Origin of the sequence: Rapidithrix thailandica (assembly GCF_039710355.1) — a bacterium.
Taxonomy (GTDB): domain Bacteria; phylum Bacteroidota; class Bacteroidia; order Cytophagales; family Flammeovirgaceae; genus Rapidithrix; species Rapidithrix thailandica.
This window is the reverse complement of record NZ_JBDKWZ010000020.1, coordinates 88,710-111,298: the sequence shown is the minus strand read 5'-3', so window position 1 is coordinate 111,298 and position 22,589 is coordinate 88,710. Positions and strand designations below refer to the sequence as shown.

Below are 22,589 nucleotides of genomic sequence, written 5' to 3'. Positions count from 1 at the left end.
CTATTGTTCTTTTAAAGAATCAAACCTGATAAAGGTGTTAAGTACAATTTGTTTCTCGATAGAAAAATCTATTACTCAAGTACTTGATGAAGCAAAAAACTATATTTTTGATGTGAGTATCATGTAAGTTTTTTTGTTAATATTGATTTTTATTGGCTTGTATGTCCTTTTTAAAGTGCAATTTTTTAAGGGGGAGTATTCTGTTTTTCATTTGTTTTTGTTGGTCCGCCTGGAGGGAATGGGTTGGTGTGTGGTTTGTAGTGGGGAGTTCTCTGGAAATTGTTTTGTTTGCAAATGCTTGTTAATCAGTTGTTTTGTTGTTGGGTATTTTTTTCTGATTGTTTTTTATTTTATTGAGTGGGTGGACTTTGTTGAGGGGGTGGGAGCGGTGTTTTGTTTGTTTGTGATATCTTTAGAAGGTGTATTATTTATTAATCTTTAAAATGGAATAATAACTTATTTGTGTAATTATTTTCATATTAAAGAAGTAATTATCTCGTAAAATAATCGCTATTTAGCAATATAAATAATGGCAAATGGAAGTTTAAGGCTATTTATATTATCAAGTAGAATAAAATAACAAATATAGATGTGAGTTTTATAAGTATTGGGTTACCATTACCTCAAAATTCATAAAAGATAGAAGGAAAGTAAACACTGAAAGAAAAGTTCGGTTTTTTATGGAAAGCAGCGTTATCCATTCATTTACAACTAACTTTTATTTACTATCAAATTAGAGAAAGAGATGGACACAGTTAAACAAATCCTGAACCCCATGCAATCAACTCAAAAAGGATTAACAGACTTTACTTATCTATTAACTTTAGCAGATGGAGACCCCGACTTCCTAAAGGAAATGATGGGATTGTTCTTAAAGAGAGTGCCCGGCAATTTGGATGAATTACAACTTGCTACCGAGTATTCGGAGTGGGAAGAAGTGTACAAGCTGACACACTCGCTAAAGTCTTCAGTAAATTTCATGGGTATCTACAGCATTAAGGAATTAGTGTTGGAAGTAGAACACATGGCCCAGGAACGCAGAGAATGCGAAAAAATCCCGGGCATGGTGAACCGGATTGTAACGGTTTGTAAACAAGTAGTAGAAGAAATACGATTGAAAAAACACCAGTTGGAACTGGGAGAACTTCGAAAAGAAAAGCAAGTGCGCTTGAATAAGGAAGAGACCAATGTTTAATTTAATCTTTGCTGTATGATTAAAAAATTACACGTTTAACTTTACTAACATCCAAACCATAGCTCAATAGCTGAATACAATTGAACCTAGAAATTACCCGATCAGTAAACTTACTCCACTTTGAGTAATTCCTCTTCAAAGTGCTTCCAATCCAGTCTATGATAAGTTAATAAAGAGATAATGTCTCCTTCCTGGATCACGGTATCCAGGCTAGGGCAGGCATTGCTTACCCCCTTACTGACCAAGGCCAGAAAATTGACATGTACATTGTGTTTGCGACACACCCTCATCGATTGCAATACAAGCTGCTCCCAAGTCCAACCAATGATTTTTTGCGGTTGAACCGTGTTGGGGTTGGCGCCTTGTGTATTGAGTAAAAGCTTTTCGATAATGACGGCAGAATATTTGTCCTGACATTCCTGTACAATGGCGAGGACTTCCAGTTCTCCCAATATTTGGGTGGAAGGAGAATCGTCAAACATCCAGGAGTTTTTCGGATCCACCAACACATGAAGGATGCGGGTCTGATTTCCTACAAACTTGGCCACTAAGTCAATGGTTGTTTTGGTGGCTCCGTCCGATTCCGTCCGGTGACTTTCAAAAGGGAAGACAATTACCGCTTTATTCTCTTTTAAATGAGCTTTTTCGTAGGTTGCCTTGTTTAAGGTTTCACCTTTCAGAAAGTGTACTTTGCCCAATTGGCTGATTGATTCCGGAAGTTTTTCGAGGCGGGCATCCACAATGCAAATGCCAACATTCTTTTCTACGATTCTCAGTTCGTTAATTAAATTGATGGTAGTAGAAATACCGGGAAAATTGAAAATGACATACCCGTCAGTAAAAGGATTGCTCATTTGACCAGATTGTTTTTTGTGAATCAAATACTGTTTGTAATCGAAGGATGCTGAAAATAAAGCACCGAGAAAGGCGATCCCCAAGGTGCTGAAGATAATGGTAATGATACGACCCAGTGTAGTTTCGGCAGGCCGGTTTCCATAGCCTACGGTTGTAAAGGTTTGCCAGGCTTGCCAAATGGCTTCTTCAAAACTGACCTCTTCTGCGTATTTGAAGGCTACCGTGAAGATTCCGAATAAGATAAATACCCAAAAGCTTATAAGAATTAACCAGCGTAAAGGGCCTTTGGAGAATTGCTTTCGAATTTGGTAGAATAGTTGAAAAATCATACTACGTTGTCTCTATAGGAATTTTAAGCATTGATAGGCCATGGTACACTAAAAAATCAATTCATGTAATTAGCTGAATTTCAATTATTTTCCCACCAACTCTTCGTCAAAGAGGTTGGCATGGCTATTTACAGAGCCCAATAATATAAAAAGGGCAGCGAACTGTCAATATTTTATAAGAATTCCCCAGGGAAATTTTACAAGCGTTTTTGCTTGCAGCAGCTGTCTAAAATGAAACGTACGCTCAGTGCTTAATTATACATTGTTTACTCGTTTTAAGTAAATGTATACGTTAACTGTATGGGGTGCAGCAGGCAACTACGCAAAAAATAAAAGCCCCGGAGCAGGTTCCTTCCGGGGCTTTGCGTATATCAACTTGTCGATTGATTATCTGCTTAAGTATAAGTTCCGCTCTGAATATACATCCAGGAAGAAATCGTCTCTCAAATCTTTGATAAAGTAGATTCCTTCTCCGGTGGATTTCATTTCCGGTCCTAATTCCTTGTTGACATTCGGGAATTTATCGAACGAGAATACCGGAATTTTAATGGCATATCCATCCGTGTTCGGCTTGAACTTAAAGTCCTTTACCTTTGCTTTCCCCAACATAACTTTGGTAGCAAAGTTTACATAAGGCTCTTGGTAAGCTTTACAGATGAATGGAGCCGTACGCGAAGCTCTTGGGTTGGCTTCAATAATGTACACGGTATCACCTTTCACTGCAAACTGGATATTGATCAATCCCACTGTTTTCAATGCCTTCGCAATCTTTCTGGTATAGTCCTCGATTTGATGAATGATCAAGTCCCCCAAATTATACGGAGGTAATACGGCATATGAGTCACCGGAATGAATACCGGCAGGTTCTATATGTTGCATGATCCCGATGATGTATACATCTTCTCCATCGCAAATCGCATCCACTTCGGCTTCATAAGCCCCGTCCAGAAAATGATCGAGAAGTACACGGCCTTCAGGGTTGTCGCGTAAGGTATCTACTACGTGCTCTTCCAGTTCTTTTTCGTTGATGACAATTTTCATGTTTTGCCCACCCAACACATAAGAAGGACGTACTAACAGAGGGAAGCCAAGTTCGGCACACATTTCCAATGCTTCGTCAGCACTGTCAATCACCCCAAACTTCGGATAAGGAATTTCATGTTCTTTCAACAGTTCGGAGAAGCTACCCCGGTCTTCCGCTAGGTCCAGTGCTTCGTAACTGGTACCCAGGATTTTTATCCCGTACCGGCTCAGTTTTTCGGCTAATTTCAGAGCGGTTTGTCCTCCTAACTGGACGATCACCCCTTCCGGTTTTTCGTGTTGGATGATATCGTAGATATGCTCCCAGAATACCGGCTCGAAATAAAGCTTGTCCGAAATGTCAAAGTCCGTAGATACGGTTTCAGGGTTACAGTTGATCATGATGGTTTCATAGCCGCATTCTTTTGCTGCTAAGACCCCATGTACACAACAGTAATCAAATTCGATTCCCTGGCCGATCCGGTTAGGCCCCGCACCCAATACAACAACTTTCTTTTTATCGGAAGGTACCGATTCGTTTTCATCGTCAAAGGTAGAGTAGTAGTAAGGGGTTTGTGCTTCGAATTCGGCCGCACAAGTGTCTACCAATTTCCAGGTGCGGAAGATGTTCAGTTCCTTTCTACGCTTGTGTACTTGGCTTTCCAGGCATTTCAATAAGTGAGCGATTTGCCGGTCGGCATATCCTTTTTGTTTGGCTTCCAGCAACAGTTCTCTTGAAATGGTATCCAATGAATGTTTTGCCAGTTGTTTTTCCACCAATACCAAATCTTCGATCTGCTGTAAGAACCATTTATCAATACTGGTTAATTTCTGAATGGTACGTGCAGAAATTCCCAGCTTAAAGGCATCGTAGATACGGAAGATTCTGTCCCAGCTCGGATGCTCCAAACGCTTCAAGATCTCTTCCTGATCGGTAAATTCTTTGGCATCTGCTCCCAATCCGTTTCGCTTGATTTCCAATGACTGACAGGCTTTTTGTAAGGCTTCCTGGAAGTTACGGCCAATGGCCATTACTTCTCCAACGGATTTCATTTGTAAGCCTAACTTAGTGTCAGAACCTTTGAATTTCTCGAAGTTCCATCTTGGAATCTTGACAATCACATAGTCCAGAGCCGGTTCGAAGAACGCTGAGGTGGTACCGGTGATGGCATTGGTCAATTCATCCAAGTTGTAACCGATGGCCAGCTTGGCGGCAATTTTTGCGATAGGGTATCCGGTAGCTTTTGAGGCTAATGCAGAAGAACGGGAAACCCTTGGGTTGATTTCGATGGCGATGATATCGTCATTCTCCGGGTTGACAGAGAACTGTACGTTACATCCTCCGGCAAACTGCCCGATGCCATTCATCATTTTGATTGCCAAGTCACGCATCTTTTGGTAGACAGTGTCGGGAAGGGTCATGGCAGGAGCAACCGTAATGGAATCCCCGGTGTGGATTCCCATCGGGTCAAAGTTTTCAATAGAGCAAATGATGATCACATTTCCTTTATTGTCTCTTAAAAGCTCTAACTCGTACTCTTTCCAACCGAAAATACTTTGTTCTACCAATACTTCATGCACGGGAGAGTTGTGCAAACCACGGGTCAAGGCCTTGTCAAATTCCGCTTGGGATTCTACAAATCCTCCTCCGGTACCTCCTAAGGTAAAGGAAGGCCGGATCACCAGTGGGAAACCGATTTCTTGCGCAATTTCTTTTCCTTCCAAAAAGGATTTAGCAGTCTTTCCTTTACACACACTGACGCCTAATTCCATCATTTTCATACGGAATTTTTCCCGGTCTTCTGTGGTTTGGATGGCGTTGATGTCCACTCCGATAATTTCTACACCATATTCTTCCCAAATACCTACTTCGTCACATTCAATGGCCAGGTTCAAAGCTGTTTGCCCTCCCATGGTCGGTAATACCGCATCGATTTTGTGCTTTTTCAGAATTTGAATGATCGATTTTTTCTCCAGGGGTAGCAAGTAGATGTTGTCAGCCGTCACTTCATCGGTCATGATGGTGGCGGGGTTGGAATTGATGAGGGTTACTTCAATTCCTTCTTCACGTAAAGATCTGGCTGCTTGAGATCCGGAATAGTCAAACTCACAGGCTTGTCCAATAATGATAGGTCCACTTCCAATAATCAGAACCGAATTGATGTCTTTTCTTTTTGGCATGATGTTTTAAGATCGTAAGAATACTTTAATTTCTGTCCTTTCTGCTTATTGGAGCACAAAGGTACATGCAATCAATAGATAAAAAAAATTTTGTGATTTAACAATGAAAAAAATATAAGCTTCCCTGGGCTTTTGATCGATCCTTTGTATTTTATACTGTTGATTGTTATGAGGTTTCCTGCTGTTTTTCCAGAAAAGGCTTTTCTTGACATGGATGGAATTTACACATGCTCTCGGTTTCATACAACAAAACAAGCATTGCCTTTTTTTCTATTCCGAACTTTTTGGGCGCTTCCTAATCTTTTTCAAACAAATAGAAGTTTTAGAATCGGGACTTTGTAAATGGTCCACCCCCCCCTTTTTATAAAAAATACTCTCCCAAAGTTGCAAATACCTTTGGTTGAGAACCCATTCACTCCTTGAAGACCAACTGCTGTTTTTCACAATAAACTCTCTTTTTTATGAAAAAAGATTATAGTGACCTCAAGGCCTTGTTTTTGAATTGCACGCTCAAAAGATCACCCGAGCTTTCTCATACGGAAGGGTTGATGAAAATATCCCGGCATATTATGGATGAAAACGGTATCACCACCGAATTACTCCGCCCGGTGGATTATCCCATTGCTCATGGCATCTATTCCGATATGAAAGGCAGAGGGTGGGAAGAGGACGAATGGCCGGATATTTTTCAAAAAGTGGATGAGGCTGATATTTTAATTTTGGGAACGCCTATTTGGCTGGGAGAAAAGTCTTCGGTGTGTTCCAAAGTCATCGAGCGATTGTACGGATCTTCCGGGGATTTGAATATGCATGGACAGTATGCATATTATGGAAAAGTGGGAGGCACGTTGATTACAGGCAATGAAGATGGGATAAAACACTGTGCCATGGGGATATTATATGCCTTGCAACATATCGGTTATTTGATTCCTCCACAAGCCGATGCTGGGTGGATAGGCGAGGCCGGGCCGGGTCCCTCTTATATGGATGAAGGTTCCGGTGGTCCGGAAAATGACTTTACCAATCGCAATACTACGTTTATGACCTGGAACCTGATGCATATGGCACGAATGCTTAAGGATGCTGACGGAATTCCGGCTCATGGCAACCAACGCTCCAAATGGGATGCGGGATGCCGGTTTGATTTTCCCAATCCTGATTATCGCTAAGCCTTGATTGCACTTTATTAAGTAGTTTCCGTAGGGTGAACGATTGAGAATGAGTGCTAGGGTGAAAAGGTGAGTAGGCTACTCAAAGGCTTTGGGTAGAAAGGGCAAACAGCTTTCCACTACAATAGCCGGAAAGCTGTTTGACACAGTGTTTAAAGCTTTTGAATACCCAGGCCTGGCAAGTCCAGCGGATACATGATGCCTTCTTTGATTGCAAAACCACCACTGACCACATCATTGGCCAAATCCAAACTCCCATCCAGATCGATGTATTTGGTATGTGGGTTGGCATAGGCCACGTGTAAGGCCGCTGTGATGCTCACGATGCTTTCGTCATTACAGCCCCACATCAATTCCATTCCGGCAGAGTTACCAATGTCGGCAATATGTTGAGCACGTTGGATGCCGCCGGATTTCATCAGTTTGATATTAAAAATCCCGCAAGCTTTTGGTTGTAACGTTAGCCGGTAAGCCTCTAAGTCGGAAATGAGGGATTCGTCCAGCGCAATTTGTTGTTTAATTTCTTCTTCCAGGTTGCGCAATGATTCGGTGGCTTCTACCGGAAGCGGTTGCTCGATCAGCTCCAGGGTGTACTTTTGGGTTTTATGATAAAAGTCTACCAATTGCTCAAAGGTATATCCTTGGTTGGCATCGATGCGCAACACGATGTTTGTCCCGAAGGTTTCCCGTAATTTTGCAATACGTTCAATATCTTCTTCCAGGCTGTTGCCTAATTTAACTTTGAGAATTTTAAACTTTTGATCTACATAGTCCCGGGCTTCTTTGAGGGTGTCCTCCACATTCATAATGCCAATGGTAATAGAGGTAGGTAGAACCTTCGTTTTTTTTCCCAAGAATTTATACAAGGGAAGCCCCAGGTATTGTGCAAAAGCATCGTGTAAGGCGATGTCCAAAGCGGCCCATGTGCCTGGTGCTTCTTGAAATTGCTGACCCAGTTCATAGCAATGTTGTTGATACTGGCGAATGTCCCTTCCCCGGAGCCATTCCAGGTTTTCCGAAGTCAGTTTATTCGCCACTTCTTTTACCGATTCGTCTACTACATACTTACTGGGGTTGCTGGCACCCATGCCCATGATACCGTTTTCCAATTCCAGCTCCACGATGACATTTTCTACTTGAGAAATGGTTTTATAGGCAATGGTGTAGGGCCGTGTCAAATCCAGGTTTACCTTGTAAGCACGGATCTCTTTTATTTTCATAATGAATAAGCTTAAATCAAATAACTGTAAATACGTCTGGTTGCCGTTATCCCATTGAGGTTTATGACTTGGTTGGTATTATCCTAAGTTAAATTTTTTGGTCAGCACCTCTACAAGGGTTTCCACATCTTCTTCCAAGGGTAGAAAAGTAGGGACGCCTGTTTCTGCAGAGCATTCTTGTTGATAACTTTTGATTTGCTCTTTGGGAAGTTTGCTGGTATTGAGTGTGATACCAAGTACCTCTTTGCCATACAGTTTAATCAATTCTATTTCACTTTTTACCGAAGGCATTTCTCCCCAAGCCGGATTATCATCCCAGTATTGCCGGCCGGGAATATGTTGTAAAATTACCCCATCCATATTGCCGGAAAGCAAAAGTTCCGCACCGCAAGGTCCGGAGGGGTTTCTCAAAGCGGACTGCCCTTCTACAAAGATGATGTCGGGTTGTTCGTTTTTATAGCAGTTGACAATGGCTTTTTCCAACTCTCCGGCTACAAAATCGTTATACGTGGAATCTAAAATAAAGCCGTATTCAAAGCCCTGTAGCCAACCTGTTTGTCCGGTGTAAATCATTTGGGCTTTGAGGCCTTTTTCCCGGGCCTTTTCCATAAGCAATTTGGCTGTTGTACGTTTGCCAACGGCACAATCCATTCCCAATACGGCTATTTTGGGACAAGGTACCTTGAAGATCTCCCCGGACCAAAAGCTCAGCGCTTCTTTGGGTTTGGGCATGCGAATATCAAAGATGTTCACTTCATGCTGTACGGTAAGAAAAGCCATCTCCGGGTCTTCGTTCAAAAAGGTATGCAAGCCGTTGACGATGGACATGCCTTTGGCCATGGCTTGGGAAATCTGTTTTTTTAACTCTTTTGACAACTTGCCACCTGGCAGCGCCACTCCAATAATACAATAGTCGACTTGCCCGAGGCTGTGATGGGCTTCTGCAATACTGGCAAAGATAGGGATCCCACGGTGAGTGCCATCCAGGAGCTCTCCGGCATCTTTTCCTCTTGTTTCTTCCGAATCAACTACCCCTACTATCTTGAATCGTTCTGTTCCGCGCACTAAGCCGTGTGCTGTTTTACCATTGTCCCGGGTGTAAAGCCCACTGGTTAAGATAATTGCTGTTCCGTCCATGAATATTTGCAGGTTTTAGAATGTTCAATCTTGTGCTAAGGCAGTTAAAATGCTAATCAAAAATACTCTTTTTTCTTCTGATTATCTTGGAAGGGGAAGCGGAATTTTTCAGCTTGTTGAATACGTGATTTTGCAATGACTTGAGGAACGGAAAATAGGGGAGAGAAGCCATAATGCTGAGCTCTTGGACAAAGGAGGTCTCTTCGTCCAAAAAAGAAAAGATCTCTTCTATAGAATTGTTTTCGAACAAGTGGCGGAAGATGGTAGCAATTTGCCCTCCGTCCCGGTGCATAATGTCGAGCATCAGTGTATCGTATAAGCGGAATTTTTGTGAGTGCTTGCGATGATGCTGTAAGGCTTGCCCTGTTTCCAGATTGGAGACAATCTGTTGGCAGTCATGTTGGATGCGCAAAAAAGTATATCCGCTGGAGGGCTTGCAAAAACCTGCATTGGTGCCGATACGGATATGACACGGGGTGTAGTGGAAGGCAAACGGATAATTAGTCATCGGAATGACTCCTTGTTCCGTTTCTTCAATTTGATACTTGACAATACCCAAAGCATATTGGATATAATGTTTCAGTTGTTCGTTGTATTCCTGGTCAAGGAGTGTTTTTTGAGAAAAGACAGTGAACTCGACCAATGCCTCAGTAGCAGAATAGGGTAGGAGGTAAACAAAACGCACTTGGCCTTTTTGAGGGAGTTTGAAATCAAACATACGGATCGTTTCCGGAGAGAAGACGGGAGTAGCACTTTTGATTTTCCACCCTTTAAAATGTTGCAAAAGCGTGATCTTTCCCGGTGGGGCAGGGTGAAATTCCGGCCAATGAATCCGGGAATCAAAGACAACACTTGCCTCGTAGTGGTTTTCACTTGTTTGTACCCTCACTCCATGGGCTGTGTTTTGTACGTTTTTGACGGTTTCGTACCGCATGAAGAACGAAGGAGCTGCTTTGATACGATGAAGGATGAAATGGTAAAAGTCCAATCCGCGAAGTTGCTGGTAGGTATAAGCATTCAGGTCGAACTGTTTTCGAAACCCTTCACTGATGAAGTCCAGTTTGCTCCATTTTTTATACACAATTTCCTCAAAGGCAGTAGGGCGTTTTGTCCAGAAGCACCAGGTACGGTCATTGGTAGTTTTGGGGGCTTTTTCCAATACTAAAACTTTCTTTCCTTTCAACTTCTCCGATCGTTGTAGGTAATAAGAAAGGCTGAGTCCTGCGCAGCCCGCTCCGATAATGATATAGTCATAGGAATTCATTTTCTTAAAACCTTTTGTTGAAGATGGTTTGTTTGAGAAAAGATAAAATAAAAAAGCCGCTTCCGGGAGAGGAAGCGGCCAGATATTTTCAAAACGCTTGTTTAATCCAACTTGAGGACAGCCATAAATGCTTCTTGCGGAATTTCCACACTTCCTACCTGGCGCATACGTTTTTTCCCTTTTTTCTGCTTTTCCAGGAGTTTTCGCTTCCGGGTAATATCCCCACCATAACATTTGGCGATTACGTTTTTACGCAAGGCTTTTACAGTTTCTCTGGCGATGATTTTACTTCCGATAGCAGCCTGGATGGCAATTTCAAATTGCTGTCTGGGCAGTAGTTCCTTGAGCTTTTCACAAATGCGCTTGCCCCAATCGTAAGCTTTGTCGCGGTGTACTACTGCGGAAAGTGCATCAACCGGCTCTCCGTTCAGCATAATGTCCAATTTGACTAACTTGGATCTTCTGAAACCAATTAATTCATAATCCAGTGAGGCATAACCTTTGGAAATGGTTTTTAATTTATCAAAGAAGTCAAAGACGATTTCGGCCAACGGAAGTTCAAATTTCAGCTCTACCCGGTCAGCTGTCAAATACACTTGGTTGATGATTTGGCCCCGTTTGTCCATACACAAGGAAATAATCGGGCCTACAAACTCTGACTTGGTAATGATGGCCGCAGAGATATAGGGCTCTTCCACCCGTTCGGTCAAGGTTGGGTCCGGGAGTTCGGAGGGAGCATTGACAAAGATTTTCTCTCCTTTGTTGGTAAAGGCATGGTATTGTACGGAAGGGACCGTGGTGATTACGGTCATGTCGAACTCGCGTTCCAGGCGTTCCTGTACAATTTCCATATGGAGCATTCCCAAGAAGCCACAACGGAATCCAAAACCCAAAGCCGCTGAGGTTTCCGGCTCCCATACCAAAGAGGCATCGTTCAGTTGCAACTTCTCCATCGAAGCCCGCAATTCCTCGAACTCGGTGGTGTCTACCGGGTAAATCCCGGCAAATACCATGGGTTTTACATCTTCAAAACCTTTAATGGCGTTTTCGCAAGGAGTTTTTACATGGGTGATGGTATCTCCGACTTTTACTTCTTTGGCGACTTTGATTCCCGAAATCAAATACCCTACATTACCGGCCGAAATGGTTTTTTGCGGAAGTTGTTTGAGTTGCAGGATGCCGATCTCATCGGCATCGTACGTTTTGCCGGTATTGACAAATTTTACCTGATCGCCTTTGTTGATTTCTCCGTTAAATACCCGGAAATATACTTCTACACCCCGGAATGGGTTAAATACAGAGTCGAAGATCAAGGCTTGCAGAGGCGCTTTCGGGTCCCCTTTGGGAGAAGGGATGCGCTTTACTATCGCCTCTAAAATGTCACCTACTCCCTGGCCGGTTTTACCACTGGCTTTGATGATGTCATCAAGCTCACAACCGATCATATCGATGATTTGGTCGGAAACTTCTTCCGGCATGGAGTGTGGGAGGTCAATTTTATTTAATATGGGAATGATTTCTAAGTCGTGCTCTAAGGCCAGGTACAAGTTACTGATCGTCTGTGCCTCAATTCCTTGTGAAGAATCTACAATCAACAAAGCCCCTTCACAGGCAGCAATGGACCGGGATACTTCATAGGAGAAGTCAACGTGTCCAGGCGTATCGATCAGGTTCAATACATATTCCTCACCTTCATATTGATAGTTCATCTGGATCGCATGGCTCTTGATGGTAATGCCACGCTCACGTTCCAAATCCATGCTATCGAGCAATTGCTCTTGCATTTCACGGTCGCTGATGGTTTGAGTATGCTCCAATAACCGGTCGGCCAAGGTACTCTTTCCATGGTCTATATGCGCGATAATGCAGAAATTCCTGATGTTCTTCATTCTGCAAATTTAAAAAAGGAATTGGATATAAAATTAAACATGATCACGAATATTTTTACCCTGTCTTTCTCAATCCCGTTTGTCAGTGTGGGGAAAGACGGGCTTTCTCCTACAAAACCGGCCAGAGACTTGTGTTGAGATACCGTTTTCTTACTTGCTTTCTCTTTCCTCAATGCGAAAAATAAAAGCATCGGAAGGCTTGAGTACCAGGGTGATGCCGGGATGGATTAGTTGCTTGCCTGGAAGGTTTAAAGTTTTGCCGGAACCTAATATATCGGTAAAGATGTATGAGCGGTCCGACCGGAAAACTTGATGGAAGTGTTCTTCTTCCGTTCTTATCCGGACAATTTCTGAAAGTGATTGATGAAAATTCGCCACAATACCGATGGTTTCTTGCGAATGCACCCTTAGGTAGGTATACACAAAAGGGGTTGTGTTTCCGGCAGAAGTGCAGGTAAGCGGATACATCTCTCCTTGCTGGATAGCCGGAGAGTCCTTGCAAACGTTCAACAAAGTCTGGTAAAAATTGCGCAAAGCTATTTGTTGCTGGGTCAGCAAGCCTCCGTCAAACAAACCTCCATTCATCCACTTTTGATGTTCGGGCACTCCGCAATAATCATAAATGCTGGTTTTGCCATCTTCTTGGCTAAAGCCTTGTGTTCCTTCGGCAGGTTCCCCCACTTCCTGACCGAAATAGAGCAATACCGGACCTTGGTGCAGCGTGGCGGTTACAGTCATGGCCGGGATCCCGGCTTGGGCTGATTGGGCAAAACTCTTAGAAGCAAGTCGCGGCTCATCGTGATTTTCCAGAAAGCCTACCAAATGTTGATGAAGTGGCTGAGATTGATGGTAGTAATCGTTAATGAGGCTTACCGGCCGGTGTTGTGTCAAAATCGCATGAAGGGTATCGTATATTCCTGTTTTATCATACAGATAATCAAAGTGCCCTTCTTGTATTAAAGGCATTTGTTGTTCCGGATGATAGGCTTCAGCTATGAAAATAAGCTCCGGGTATTTTGCTTTTACCTGGGGAATCACCCAGCCCCAAAAGGCTACCGGCACCATTTCAGCCATGTCACATCGAAAACCATCCACCTTTTTGGATGCCCAAAAGAGCAGAATGTCCCGCATTTTTAACCAGGTACCGGGAAGTGGATCAAAGTGGTTGCTTCCCCCATGTTGATAATCTACTCCGTAGTTTAATTTGATCGTTTCATACCAGTCGTACACAGAAGGGTGCGGGGAAAAGCAATCGTTGCCGGTTGCCTTGGCCGGAGTTTCCCGATACGTTTCTTCCGTATTTTTAAGCGCTTTGATGGCAGCCCCTTTGGGAGAAGTATAGGTGCTTCCAGGTAAATAATAAAAGTTGTTTTGCGGGGAAAACGCTTGGTGAATATTATCTGTTTCACCAAAGTCTTCCACACCCTCGGGCTTGGCCAAGGATTTATAAGAACGGGCCACATGGTTGGGGATAAAGTCAATCAGTACTTTCAATTCTTGCTGGTGGGTGCGGGCGACCAAGCTTTCAAACTCCTCCATTCTCTTCGTTACATCTTGGGCCAAATCCGGGGCGATATCGTAATAATCCTTGATGGCATAGGGTGAGCCGGCCCGGCCTTTTACCAGGCTGTAGTGATCTGAAGGGAGCCCATCAGCCGTATAGTCGGTAAGGGTGGCATGGGCGATGATTCCGGTATACCAGACATGCGTTACTCCCAGTTCCCGGAGAGAGACCAGGGCCTCCGGAGTAATATCATTGAATTTACCGGTTCCGTTTTCTTCTTTTGTGCCAAAGGGTTTGTTGGTTTGGAGTGTATTGCCAAACAAACGAGTGAAGATTTGGTAGATAATGATTTTGGAAAGTTTCATGCTAATAGTCAAAATTTTGGTTCTCAAAGTTTGGTTTGCTTTTTTTGACAAATTACACATTCAAAATTAACTATAGAAATCCTCTGAGAAGGTAAAGGGTAACTTTATGAGTTTTTCGAACCGGTACCGGAATCAATGATCGGTGGAAACCGGTGTTTTGAACTGTGTTTGATGATCTCTGGAATGCAATCTGAACACATATTTATTCATTTATCCACTTTAAACAACAGCATCTATGAAATTAAGATATTTTGTACTCCTGTTAAGCTTTTCCCTTGGGCTTGTCTGGGGAGCTTTTGCTCAGTCAGGAAAGAAATTTACATTGGTCATCCACGGTGGAGCGGGAACAATCAAGAAGGAAAATATGAGCGATGAATTGGAGCAACAATACCGGGAGAAACTCACCGAAGCCTTACAGTCAGGTTATCACATTTTAGAAAAAGGGGGGACGAGTTTGGAAGCCATTTCTGTCAGTATCCAAGTATTGGAAGACTCCCCTTTATTTAATGCCGGGAAAGGAGCGGTGTATACCAATGACGGAAAAAATGAATTGGACGCTTCGGTGATGGATGGTAAAACACTCAATGCAGGAGCGGTAGCCGGAGTTACGACCATCCGGAACCCGGTGGAAGCGGCTATTGCGGTAATGGAGCATTCTCCCCATGTGATGATGGCACGGGAAGGTGCCGAGTTATTTGCCAAAGAACAAGGCTTGGAAATGGTTGAGCCCTCTTATTTCCGGACAGAACGGAGGCAAAAACAATTGGAAAGGGCCAAAGATGCGGAAAAGGACCGAGGGATGCTGGAACCGGCCGAGTACAATGATTTTAAATTCGGAACAGTAGGTGCTGCCGCCTTGGACCAACACGGTAATTTAGCAGCAGGAACGTCTACCGGAGGGATGACGAATAAGCGCTATGGCCGGATCGGTGATTCTCCGGTAATCGGTGCGGGTACCTATGCGAACAATGCCACTTGTGCCGTCTCGGCTACGGGGCATGGGGAATATTTTATCCGCTCGGTAGTGGCTTATGATATTAGTGCTTTGATGGAGTATAAAAAATGGTCTTTAGAGAAAGCCGCCAATCATGTGATTATGAAAAAACTGAAAGAAAGAGGAGGTTCCGGGGGGATCATATCCGTAGATCAGAGAGGTAACGTAGCCATGCCCTTTAATACCGCAGGTATGTACCGGGGGTATGTGAAAGAGGACGGTACGATTGTGGTGAAAATTTTCAAAGATTAACCAATGTCCTGACAGGAATTAGCTAGAACAGAAATGCTTTTGCTGTTTTGTCGGCGCTGAAGATTTTGCGAGTTTTCCAAATAGAAAAGCCCTATGTATGATGATGCAGGAATAGGGCTTTTTTAGAATTCAAAATCCGTCCGGAAATGATTGCTCCAGTCTTCTTTGCGATAGTTTTCCTGATAGTTTTTTTCCAGGATTTTTAAAAAGTCCAGCCGGGGAATCATTTCACCTCCCAAGCTTTCCAAATGGCCGGTATGGACTTGGCAATCGATCAATTCAAATCCTTGTTCATCCAGGTTTTTTGCCAGCATGATAAAGCCTGCTTTGGAGGCATTACTTACCTTGGCAAACATGGATTCTCCGAAAAAACATTTTCCCATATACCCGCCATACAGCCCTCCGACCAACTCTCCGTTTTGCCATACTTCCACGGAATGTACAAAACCCATATCAAACAGTTGTTGATAGGAATCGATGAATTCCTGGGTAATCCATGTGCCTTGTTGGCCGGGGCGGGGGATGTTTTGACAGCCTCTGATGACGCCCTCAAAGTCTTGATCAAATGTAATTTCGAATTTATTTTGCCGTAAGACTTGCCGCATACTCTTGGATACTTTAATCTGGGAGGGGTAGAGGATAAAGCGGGGGTTGGGCGACCACCACAAGATGGGTTCATCGGGATTGTACCAGGGAAAAATCCCCATACTATAGGCCGTCAGTAATCTTTCTTTGGATAAATCTCCTCCAATAGCCAATAAGCCACTGTCATCTGCCAGATAGGCCGGAGGAAAGTAAACTTCTTTAGTGTCGAGTCTGAAAACTGGCATAACTGGGCGTATCTGTCGATGGTTGTAAACTTGTCCGTGTGTCCTTTCAAGAGTGTGTACCTGAGAATCACAAGTCCCTGAAAGAAAAATCAAAGCCCTGTAAGAGTACTTTTCAACGGTTGATTCCATTTCGCGCTGCAATTTTCAATAATAACTTGCGGAAACGAGCAAAAAATTTCAAAAAATTATTTTTTCAATCTTTACTTTTCCAAATTTGCAAAAAAATATGAGAAGGAGAAAGGGCCATTGACCAAGGAAGAGATTTGAAACGGACAATATCTGTGAAGGAGGGGAAGGAGCGGTATTGGGTATCCCGGCTTTTTTAGAGAAACTAAGATCATTAACACCAACCAAATTTTTATACAATGCAGTTAATCAACGGAAAAGAGACTTCGGAAATTATCAAACAGGAAATTGCAGAAGAAGTAAAGGCTTTGGTTGCCAAGGGTGGCAAGCAACCTCATTTGGCTGCGGTATTGGTAGGGAATGATGGCGCCAGCCAAACATACGTCAATGCAAAGGTAAAAGCCTGTGAAAAAGTGGGATTTACGTCTACTTTGATCACCTTGGAAGATACCATTAGTGAAGAAGAGCTGTTACGACAAATTGATGCCCTGAATAAGGATGCGGATATCGATGGGTTTATTGTGCAATTGCCTTTGCCCAAGCATATCTCCGAGCAAAAAGTAACCGAAGCGATAGACCCGGAAAAAGATGTGGATGGTTTTCATCCGACAAATATTGGTAGAATGGTGTTAGATATTCCTTCGTTTTTGCCGGCTACACCTTACGGTATTATGCAATTATTGGAACGCTACAATATCGAAACCGAAGGCAAACACTGTGTGGTCATCGGAAGAAGCCATATTGTCGGACGTCCGATGAGTATCCTGCTTTCGCGAAATACAAAAGTGGGGAATTGTACCGTCACGTTGACGCACAGTCGTACAAAAGACCTAAAAGCAGAAGCTCTCAGAGCGGATATTTTGGTGGTGGCATTGGGCCGTGCGGAATTTGTAACTGCGGACATGGTGAAAGAAGGCGCAGTGGTGATTGATGTAGGAATCACCCGTGTACCGGACGAAAGCAAAAAAAGAGGATTTGCCCTGAAGGGGGATGTGAAATTTGACGAAGTAGCTCCAAAGTGTAGCTATATCACTCCTGTACCGGGAGGTGTGGGACCTATGACAATCGTTTCTTTGTTAAAGAATACATTATTGGCCGCTGAAAAGAAATAAAGACTGGGCAACAGTCGGGATGGAGAAAGGAGGGATGGCCATACTCCCTTGTCCGCTATTTAGAAATAGAGATAAAATATGCTAGTAAAATATTCGGATCCGGATTGGAAGGCAAGCGTGAAAGGCACAGTGCCTGCTACGAGTTTGCCAGTGATGGAAGCTTTTTATACGGTGCAAGGCGAGGGGTTTTATACCGGACATGCTGCGTATTTCATCCGCTTGGGAGGTTGCGATGTCGGGTGTTTTTGGTGTGATGTGAAAGAATCATGGGAGGTGGACAAGCATCCTCAACAAACCGTAGAGCAAATTGTGGCCGGGGCCATGGAGTACCCGGGCCGGAAAGCAGTAATTACCGGAGGTGAGCCGTTAATGCATAATTTGGATGCGCTGACTTTTGCACTGAAAGAAAATGGATTTAGTGTGCATATTGAAACATCCGGAGCCCACCCTCTTTCCGGGCATATTGATTGGGTATGCCTCTCCCCTAAAAAATTCAAAGCTCCTTTGCCGGAAGTGATGAAGAAAGCGGATGAGCTCAAAGTAGTGGTGTATAACAAATCGGATTTTCGTTGGGCTGAAGAACATGCTGCACAGGTGAGTGAGGATTGTCATTTGCTTTTACAACCGGAATGGAGTAAGCAACAAGAGGTGATGCCCTTGATTGTCGACTATGTAAAGCAAAATCCACAATGGAATATTTCCTTGCAAACCCATAAGTTCATGGATATTCCATAGCATAGCATCTGATTTTTTACTAATTTGAAAGTGCATTGAAGTTTATAAGAGACTGAAAGCCGCTTGCCAAATTAAACATAGAAATATAGGGAGTAGGGAAGAGATAGACCTGCTCCCTTTTTTAATTTTATGATAGGTTTAGTTGTATTTCGTCAACACACACTTACGACTAAGGGTATTGCACCGGGTAAATCCAGCCGTCTTTCAGAGCGTATCTTACACCATTTAAATCCTGTAACTTCTTTAATTCATTATTACTATGGACTTACGTCAAACACTCGATTTTTTAACAAAACTATCCGAAAACAATAACCGAGAATGGATGATGGAAAATAAGCCTGAATATGAAAAGGCCCGTCAAACATTTAAATCGTTGGTAGAATCCGTGATATCAGGTGTATCCAAGTTGGACGATACATTGGGTGTATTGGAAGCGAAACAGTGTATCTTCCGTATTAACCGGGATATTCGATTTAGTAAGGATAAGCGCCCTTACAAAGAAAACTTTGGTGCATTTATATGCCCGGGGGGAAGGAAGTCAGGGATGGCAGGTTACTATGTTCACTTACAACCCGGTGAGAGCTTTCTGGCAGGAGGCGTATATATGCCTGGTGGTCAGCAGCTGGCAAAGATCCGGCAGGAGATTGATTATAACACCGAAGACTTTTTGAAGCTGATTCAAGACCAAAAATTTGTAGAGTATTTTACCGAGATTAAAGGGGAGAAGCTCAAAACGGCTCCTAAAGGCTATCCTAAAGACCATCCGCATATCGATTTGTTGCGGTTCAAAAGTTATCTGATGATGCATCCCATACAGGACAAAACCGTTTTGGAAAATGGTTTTGAACAGTATCTTTTACAAGTATTTGAAGCCATGAAACCCTTTAACCATTTTTTGAATACCGCAATCAACGATTAATTTCCTCAAATACACTTTTGATAAGCCAGTCAATAGTCCTTACCCGAACAGGCAACAACTACAGAAATACCAGGGCATCCTAAAAACCACAAACGGATTTGCCCTGGCATTACTATCCACCACTTACCATTCTTTATTTAAATAGAATTCTTATGAAACCATGGATTTACCATTGTTTGGCAATGATTTGTTGTCTGGTGTATTGTTCCTCCTATGCTCAAGTAGACGAAAGTGTTGACAATACAGCTAGCTACGGGTTGCATACCCAGGGCAACTGGTTTGTAGATTTCAGCACCCATTTGAATTTTTACAGGCAAAAGCGTGAAAATGCTTCCGAAACCATTACCGACTTCAGAAGTTTTGGTTTTTCTCCTACCGCAAATTACTTTCTGATTGATAACCTGGCGGTAGGTTTGGAAGTCAGTTATTTTTCTTCGAGCAGTAAAACGGAAGGCTCTGACAATAGGGTCACCATATCCGATTTGACGTTTGCTCCCCAAGTGCGTTACTACCCCTTTGAAGAACATGGACTGTTTGCCTTTGCCGAAGGCGGTTTTGGTTGGGAATATATTAAAACCAAATCGAACGGTTCTTCCAACCGCAATACGGACAACCTGTCTTTCCTGAATTTTGGTGTTGGTTTTGAAACGGAAATTGCCGACCGGGTAGTAGGGGATATTAAATTTGCATACGGCTTTTTTAATCGAAAATCCGGAGATACCGATTTCAAAGATAAACAAAACGGGTTGATGATAGATGTGGGGGTGAATTACTTCTTTTCACATGAGCGGGATGTCAATACCGGCCGGATGTGTAATTATCCGGATCGCTTTTCTGCCGGGACTTTTATCACAGGAACCGGTATTGCCGACTTTGACCTGTTGAATTTTGATGAAGAGCCGGATACCAACCCCAATGATGAAAACGGTACCTTCTTTAGCTTTTCACCCATGGTTCAGTATTATTTTTGGGACAATATTGCTTTAGGTCTGGATCTGGACGTGGGCTGGGACCGGTATAAAAGTGGAGATGAGAAAGATACCGATACCTGGTTTATCGCCGGGCCCAATGCACGTATACATCTCCCCGTGAAAAACTATATGCCCTATGCCTATGGAGCCGTCAACTTTGGTACAATAACCTTTAAGGAGGAAGATGACGGAGAAACCGATAAACAAACCAATAGTATCAGAGAGATACGCTTGGGGTTGGGATATCCTTTATTTGTAACCGACCAATTGGCCTTCGATGCAATGCTGTACTATTTTAATTATTGGGAAAAGGAAAATGATGAAGATTTTAAAATCACAGAAAACGGAGTGAGGTTACAAGTAGGGGTAAGTTATTTCTTTGATTTTTAATTCCAGGCATGTAGATCAGGCCTGTAGAAAGGGAGGAGTGTGACCGGTCTGAGTTTTTCGCACGGAAGGCAGACATAAAAGAAAACCCGGCTTAAGAAGCCGGGTCTGCCTGTTTAAATATGAAAGTGAACAATTACATGCCAAATCCGAAATATTCAACTCCGTCTTTTCCCGGATACATCCCCTCAATCAATACGCCACCTTTCGTATCTTCTAACTCCTCTATTAAATCTTCTACGGAATTGATTAACTTATTGTTTATCTTGGTTATGATCAAACCCTCTTTCATTTGGGTTTTAGAACGTAACTTACCAGGATACAACTTTTTTAAGCGAACACCGCTTTCGAGGTTCAATTCTTTTTTCTCCTGTTTGCTTAAGGTTTCAAACTCAGCGCCCAATTCTTGTAAGGTGCTGTTTTTATGTGCTTTTACCAGGTCTTTACTTCCTTCTCTGTTTTTGAGTTCTACGGAAAGTGTTTTGGATGAGCCATTGCGGTTAAGCAATATTTTTACCACATCTCCCGGCTTCTTTCTACCGATTGCTTCTTGCAGTTCGGCTACGGATTTTACCGGTTTTCCGTCTACATTCATAATGATGTCTTTTTTCTGAATCCCCGCCAGGTCTCCGGCACCTTCTACTACCAAGCTGTCTACATATACCCCTTCGGTAATAGTAGTTTTCAGTTCTTCGGCCAGTTTACTACTCATGTCACGGATATACACTCCTAAGTAAGCCCTTTGGACTTTGCCGTAGGTTTTTAAGTCCGACACTACTTTTTGCACAATGGTAACAGGAACCGCAAAGGCATACCCGGTGTAGGAGCCGGTAGGAGATGAAATAGCGGTATTAATGCCCACCAGTTCTCCTCGCAAGTTGACCAAAGCTCCGCCACTGTTTCCCGGGTTCACCGCGGCATCTGTTTGGATAAAAGACTCAATGGCCGCATTGTCACGGATGATCCGGATGTTTCTGGCCTTGGAACTGACAATTCCTGCCGTTACCGTTGACGAAAGGTTAAAGGGATTCCCTACCGCCAATACCCATTCGCCAAGTTTTAAGGCATCTGAGCTTCCATAGGTCAAAGAAGGTAAATTCTCTTCATCAATCTTTATTACGGCAATGTCCGTTGAGGGGTCGGTACCCACTACTTTGGCTGCAAAGCTGCGGTTATCATGTAGGGTTACCTCGATTTCGTCAGCGTTATCAATTACGTGATTATTGGTTACAATATATCCGTCTTTACTAATGATCACTCCGGACCCACTACCCACTTGAGGTTGGGGTTGATAGCCTCTGCCAAGGTCCTCTTCGTCAAAGAAAAACCGGAAAGGAGCGGGTATCTGTTGAGGGCCACCTGTCGTACGGCTACTGACCGAGCGGATATGAACCACGGCATCCACGGTTTTTTCAGCGGCATAAGTAAAATCCAAGGCTGCTTCAGCAACTTTATGAGCGTTGTTGACCGAATAGTTGCTGTAACGAGCAGGTATGTTTTCCCGGGGATAATTTTGTTGGGAGGCTTGTTCCGGCTCAAAGAGTTTGTACGATCCTAGGGTAATCATACCACCGATCATACCTGCCAAAATTAGTTTGATGGTAGTCTTCATAATAGTTTCTCTATTTTAGAGTATGTATAACTTTCGTTTAAGGTTTTCACAATTCGAAAAACGGTAATTTCCGGGTGAATGGCTGTTAAATCGCTCTTAAGAAAATATAATTAATGTTAAAAAAAGCCAGGGGCGCTTTGAATATAGCCTATGAATATACCAGGCAACCAGCTGATTGTCAAAGCTTGTCAGAGGTTTTTATTGTCATTTTTTTACTCACTGACTTTGTCTTAGTTTTGTAGGTAAATCGCATAGTGATAAACTCAATGACCATTTTCCTTTATTCCGGAGAAGAAGGGAGTAGGCTAACCCAAACAAACTGACTTTATATCCGATAAAAACAATCCCAGTGCCAAGCGATTTATGACCGGTTACTTTGCCATTCTGACATTTCAGGGGGTGTACTAGGTGTCTTTATGGCATTTTAAGGGGAGGTTTCTAAAAAAACAACTTTGCTTTTTATAAATAAAATTGCATCGTATTAGGTAAAATTTGTAAACTGTTGTGAAACGAAGTTGCTTTT

The 22,589-nt window shown here is 43.0% G+C and carries 16 protein-coding genes; 7 read left to right on the top strand and 9 right to left on the bottom strand.

Features of this window, described 5'->3' with window-relative positions:
* The first annotated feature begins 745 nt into the window (after nucleotides 1–745).
* The gene (locus AAG747_RS25100; protein WP_346824003.1) at nucleotides 746–1,195 is read left to right on the top strand and encodes an Hpt domain-containing protein; all 450 of its coding nucleotides are present in this window, start codon (nucleotides 746–748) and stop codon (nucleotides 1,193–1,195) included.
* Between the two features lie 110 nt (nucleotides 1,196–1,305).
* On the opposite strand, the gene AAG747_RS25095 is transcribed toward AAG747_RS25100, so the two are convergent.
* Both AAG747_RS25095 and carB read right to left on the bottom strand, forming a co-directional pair.
* Nucleotides 1,306–2,379 carry a potassium channel family protein gene (locus tag AAG747_RS25095; protein WP_346824002.1) on the bottom strand — a complete coding sequence of 358 codons (1,074 nt, stop codon included), beginning with the start codon at nucleotides 2,377–2,379 and terminating at the stop codon, nucleotides 1,306–1,308.
* 387 nt (nucleotides 2,380–2,766) lie between these two features.
* Entirely contained in the window at nucleotides 2,767–5,580 is a 2,814-nt protein-coding gene (gene carB / locus AAG747_RS25090) for a carbamoyl-phosphate synthase large subunit (protein ID WP_346824001.1), read from the bottom strand.
* Between the two features lie 461 nt (nucleotides 5,581–6,041).
* Between carB and AAG747_RS25085 the strand changes: the two genes are divergently transcribed.
* A complete protein-coding gene (locus tag AAG747_RS25085; RefSeq protein ID WP_346824000.1) occupies nucleotides 6,042–6,749 on the top strand; it encodes a flavodoxin family protein in 708 nt (235 codons plus the stop codon).
* Nucleotides 6,750–6,901: 152 nt separating this feature from the next.
* On the opposite strand, the gene AAG747_RS25080 is transcribed toward AAG747_RS25085, so the two are convergent.
* The 5 genes from AAG747_RS25080 to AAG747_RS25060 form a co-directional block, all read right to left on the bottom strand.
* Nucleotides 6,902–7,969, bottom strand: coding sequence for a mandelate racemase/muconate lactonizing enzyme family protein (locus tag AAG747_RS25080; RefSeq protein WP_346823999.1), 1,068 nt, complete (start codon nucleotides 7,967–7,969; stop codon nucleotides 6,902–6,904).
* 78 nt (nucleotides 7,970–8,047) lie between these two features.
* Nucleotides 8,048–9,106: an N-acetyltransferase DgcN family protein gene (locus tag AAG747_RS25075; RefSeq protein ID WP_346823998.1), complete on the bottom strand. Its 1,059-nt coding sequence runs from the start codon at nucleotides 9,104–9,106 to the stop codon at nucleotides 8,048–8,050.
* A 52-nt stretch (nucleotides 9,107–9,158) separates the two neighbouring features.
* The gene (locus AAG747_RS25070; protein ID WP_346823997.1) at nucleotides 9,159–10,370 is read right to left on the bottom strand and encodes a lycopene cyclase family protein; all 1,212 of its coding nucleotides are present in this window, start codon (nucleotides 10,368–10,370) and stop codon (nucleotides 9,159–9,161) included.
* 101 nt (nucleotides 10,371–10,471) lie between these two features.
* Nucleotides 10,472–12,259, bottom strand: coding sequence for a translation elongation factor 4 (lepA, locus tag AAG747_RS25065; RefSeq protein WP_346823996.1), 1,788 nt, complete (start codon nucleotides 12,257–12,259; stop codon nucleotides 10,472–10,474).
* Nucleotides 12,260–12,409: 150 nt separating this feature from the next.
* On the bottom strand, nucleotides 12,410–14,128 hold the full coding sequence (locus AAG747_RS25060; protein ID WP_346823995.1) for an alpha-amylase family protein: 1,719 nt from the start codon (nucleotides 14,126–14,128) through the stop codon (nucleotides 12,410–12,412).
* Between the two features lie 235 nt (nucleotides 14,129–14,363).
* Here AAG747_RS25060 and AAG747_RS25055 point away from each other — a divergent pair, with 235 nt between their 5' ends.
* Nucleotides 14,364–15,374 carry an isoaspartyl peptidase/L-asparaginase family protein gene (locus tag AAG747_RS25055; protein ID WP_346823994.1) on the top strand — a complete coding sequence of 337 codons (1,011 nt, stop codon included), beginning with the start codon at nucleotides 14,364–14,366 and terminating at the stop codon, nucleotides 15,372–15,374.
* 122 nt (nucleotides 15,375–15,496) lie between these two features.
* Here AAG747_RS25055 and aat read toward each other — a convergent pair whose 3' ends face one another.
* The gene (gene aat / locus AAG747_RS25050) at nucleotides 15,497–16,204 is read right to left on the bottom strand and encodes a leucyl/phenylalanyl-tRNA--protein transferase (protein ID WP_346823993.1); all 708 of its coding nucleotides are present in this window, start codon (nucleotides 16,202–16,204) and stop codon (nucleotides 15,497–15,499) included.
* Between the two features lie 365 nt (nucleotides 16,205–16,569).
* Here aat and folD point away from each other — a divergent pair, with 365 nt between their 5' ends.
* The 4 genes from folD (at nucleotide 16,570) to AAG747_RS25030 (ending at nucleotide 20,457) form a co-directional block, all read left to right on the top strand.
* On the top strand, nucleotides 16,570–17,442 hold the full coding sequence (gene folD / locus AAG747_RS25045; protein WP_346823992.1) for a bifunctional methylenetetrahydrofolate dehydrogenase/methenyltetrahydrofolate cyclohydrolase FolD: 873 nt from the start codon (nucleotides 16,570–16,572) through the stop codon (nucleotides 17,440–17,442).
* 153 nt (nucleotides 17,443–17,595) lie between these two features.
* Complete coding sequence (locus tag AAG747_RS25040; protein ID WP_346824031.1) at nucleotides 17,596–18,177, top strand: 7-carboxy-7-deazaguanine synthase QueE; 582 nt, start codon at nucleotides 17,596–17,598, stop codon at nucleotides 18,175–18,177.
* 259 nt (nucleotides 18,178–18,436) lie between these two features.
* On the top strand, nucleotides 18,437–19,096 hold the full coding sequence (locus AAG747_RS25035; protein ID WP_346823991.1) for a DUF2461 domain-containing protein: 660 nt from the start codon (nucleotides 18,437–18,439) through the stop codon (nucleotides 19,094–19,096).
* A 152-nt stretch (nucleotides 19,097–19,248) separates the two neighbouring features.
* A complete protein-coding gene (locus tag AAG747_RS25030; protein WP_346823990.1) occupies nucleotides 19,249–20,457 on the top strand; it encodes an outer membrane beta-barrel protein in 1,209 nt (402 codons plus the stop codon).
* 133 nt (nucleotides 20,458–20,590) lie between these two features.
* On the opposite strand, the gene AAG747_RS25025 is transcribed toward AAG747_RS25030, so the two are convergent.
* Nucleotides 20,591–22,066: a Do family serine endopeptidase gene (locus AAG747_RS25025; RefSeq protein WP_346823989.1), complete on the bottom strand. Its 1,476-nt coding sequence runs from the start codon at nucleotides 22,064–22,066 to the stop codon at nucleotides 20,591–20,593.
* Between the last annotated feature and the right edge of the window lie 523 nt (nucleotides 22,067–22,589).